Origin of the sequence: Cupriavidus sp. WGlv3 (assembly GCF_023952475.1) — a bacterium.
GTDB classification, from domain to species: Bacteria; Pseudomonadota; Gammaproteobacteria; order Burkholderiales; family Burkholderiaceae; genus Cupriavidus; species Cupriavidus phytorum.
This window is the reverse complement of the sequence record NZ_JALHRX010000078.1, coordinates 1-2315: the sequence shown is the minus strand read 5'-3', so window position 1 is coordinate 2315 and position 2315 is coordinate 1. Positions and strand designations below refer to the sequence as shown.

2 protein-coding genes are annotated in these 2315 nt (G+C 55.7%); both read left to right on the top strand.

Annotation, left to right across the window (positions count from 1 at the left end):
- Positions 1-187 precede the first annotated feature (187 nt).
- Complete coding sequence (locus MKD38_RS30450) at positions 188-1141, top strand: branched-chain amino acid ABC transporter permease (RefSeq protein WP_081479564.1); 954 nt, start codon at positions 188-190, stop codon at positions 1139-1141.
- A 74-nt stretch (positions 1142-1215) separates the two neighbouring features.
- On the top strand, positions 1216-2235 hold the full coding sequence (locus MKD38_RS30445; protein ID WP_012354724.1) for a zinc-dependent alcohol dehydrogenase family protein: 1020 nt from the start codon (positions 1216-1218) through the stop codon (positions 2233-2235).
- The last annotated feature ends 80 nt before the right edge of the window (positions 2236-2315 follow it).

Sequence of the window (2315 nt, the reverse complement as noted above, 5' to 3'; positions counted from 1 at the left end):
CGCTAATGAGGCCGGAATGGGCGCCAAAACGCGGAAAAAGTCGAGGCAGTGACGTCCGGCTTCCGGATTGTGAAAAACAGCGCTCCCCGCCTTGCGGGGAAAAACTCATCGCTAGCGCGATGAGTACTTCAGCAGCCTGCTAGGCATCGCTTTGCTCCTGCCCAACTTCGTTTATCCCGTTCTCCTTATGAAGATCATGTGCTTCGCGCTTTTTGCATGTGCATTCAATCTTCTAATGGGATTCACCGGTCTTCTTTCTTTCGGCCATGCAGCACTATTCGGTGCGGCCGGGTATGTGACCGGATACGCAGCCCGCGATCTTGGCATCCCAATGGAAGGAGCCATCGTACTCGGTATGGTGGTTTCTGCCATTCTTGGATTCCTGATGGCTAGTCTTGCGATCAGGCGGAAAGGGATTTACTTCACGATGATCACGCTTGCGCTGGCTCAGATGGTTTATTTCGTCTGTCTCCAGGCGCCGGTTACTGGGGGTGAAGACGGCATGCAGGGGATCCCGCGTGGCAAACTCCTTGGCGTTCTTGATCTTGGGGACGATACGACCATGTACTTCGTTGTACTGGCAATATTCGTGGCCGCCCTCGCATTGATTACCCGGATCGTCCAATCTCCGTTCGGGCAAATCCTCAGGGCGGTCAAGGAAAACGAGCCTCGATCCATCTCCCTTGGCTACGATGCCGATCGATACAAGCTGATGGCCTTTGTCCTGTCTTCCGTCCTGACCGGTTTGGCAGGCTCTGTCAAAGCGATCGTGCTCGGCTTCGAGACCTTGGTCGATGTGCATTGGGGCCTGTCAGGCATGGTCGTACTCATGACGCTAGTTGGCGGAGTTGGCACCCTGATAGGGCCCATTGTCGGCGCTGTTGTCATCATGGTGCTTGAGAATGAGCTAGGCGAAATTGGTGAAGCGCTGGCAACAGCTACTCATATCGAGTGGTTCGATGCCCTGGGCGAATCCGTCACGATAGTCACCGGCTTGACGTTCATTTTCTGCGTGCTCCTATTCCGGAAGGGTATCGCCGGCGAATCCAACGCATTCGTCGCGAGAAGGCAGTCGCATGCGATAAGGTCACACGTCCGTCGACGGCGTGACTTGGCTCATAAGCCGGTCAACACGAGGTAGCTGCTGCTGCTGAGATTTTCTGAAGGGCTATCGCATGGTAGGTGCGAGCACCAAAGCGTAGAGAGGAACATACGATGCGTGTATTCCAAGTTGAGCAGGACTGGTCCATCGAGCATCTCCAGATGGCGTCCAAACCGATGCCTCAGCCAGCCACAGGGGAGGTGCGTCTCAAGATGCGGGCTGCGGCTTTGAATTATCGCGATCTCATTATTCCTAGCCACGGTTACGGGAAGCGAATGAAAGATCTGCCACTCATCGTTCTAAGCGATGGTGTGGGTGTCATTGATGCCGTAGGCGCTGGGGTAACTCGGTTTCAGGTAGGTGAGCGTGTATGCCCGATCTTTTATCAAACGTGGGTGGACGGTGCACCAAACGCCGAACGAATGCAATCTAGCTTGGGTTGCGAGCAGGATGGAACCATGGCGACCCATTTGGTGATACCCGAGGAAGGGGTATGCCGTGTGCCCGCCTACCTCTCTGATTTTGAAGCCGCAACGTTGCCTACTGCGGGTGTAACGGCGTGGCGAGCCCTGATCACCGAGGGGCGACTGAAGCGAGGGGAAACCGTCCTCGTGCAAGGGACTGGCGGAGTCTCTCTGTTTGCGCTCCAGATTGCGAAGTCACTGCGCGCGGTCGTGATCATTACGTCTTCCAGCGACAAGAAACTTGCCAGCGCGAAGTCGCTTGGAGCGGACTACCTGATTAATTACGAGAAGGAGCCACAATGGTGGCGCACGGTGAGAGAGCATACGCGGGGCGTCGGCGTCGATCACATTGTTGAAGTCGGGGGGGCAGATACGCTAGCCCAGTCCGTGCGCGCTGTCCGGACAGGAGGAACAATCAGCTTGATCGGTGTCCTTTCCGGTTCTGATCCAAAAATTCCACTCGGCCAGGTTGTAACGCGGCACATCAGGTTGCAAGGCATCACTGTCGGCAGCCGTGCCGACTTGGAAGCAATGCTAACCCATTTCGAAGCGACCAGATTGCGCCCCGTGGTCGATCGCATATTCCCATTCGAGGCGCTTCATTCAGCAATGCATTACCTCGCTTCAGGCAAGCATTTCGGAAAAATCTGTATTCGCCACTCGGTGTGATGTCGTCGGCTCGAATGCGCAATAGCAGGCTGCTGAAGTACTCATCGCGCTAGCGATGAGTTTTTCCCCGCAAGGAGGGG

Excerpts from the sequence above, each read along its gene's own strand:
- MKD38_RS30445 (WP_012354724.1), top strand. The coding sequence starts at position 1,216 with ATGCGTGTATTCCAAGTTGAGCAGGACTGGTCCATCGAGCATCTCCAG.
- MKD38_RS30450 (WP_081479564.1), top strand. The coding sequence starts at position 188 with ATGAAGATCATGTGCTTCGCGCTTTTTGCATGTGCATTCAATCTTCTA.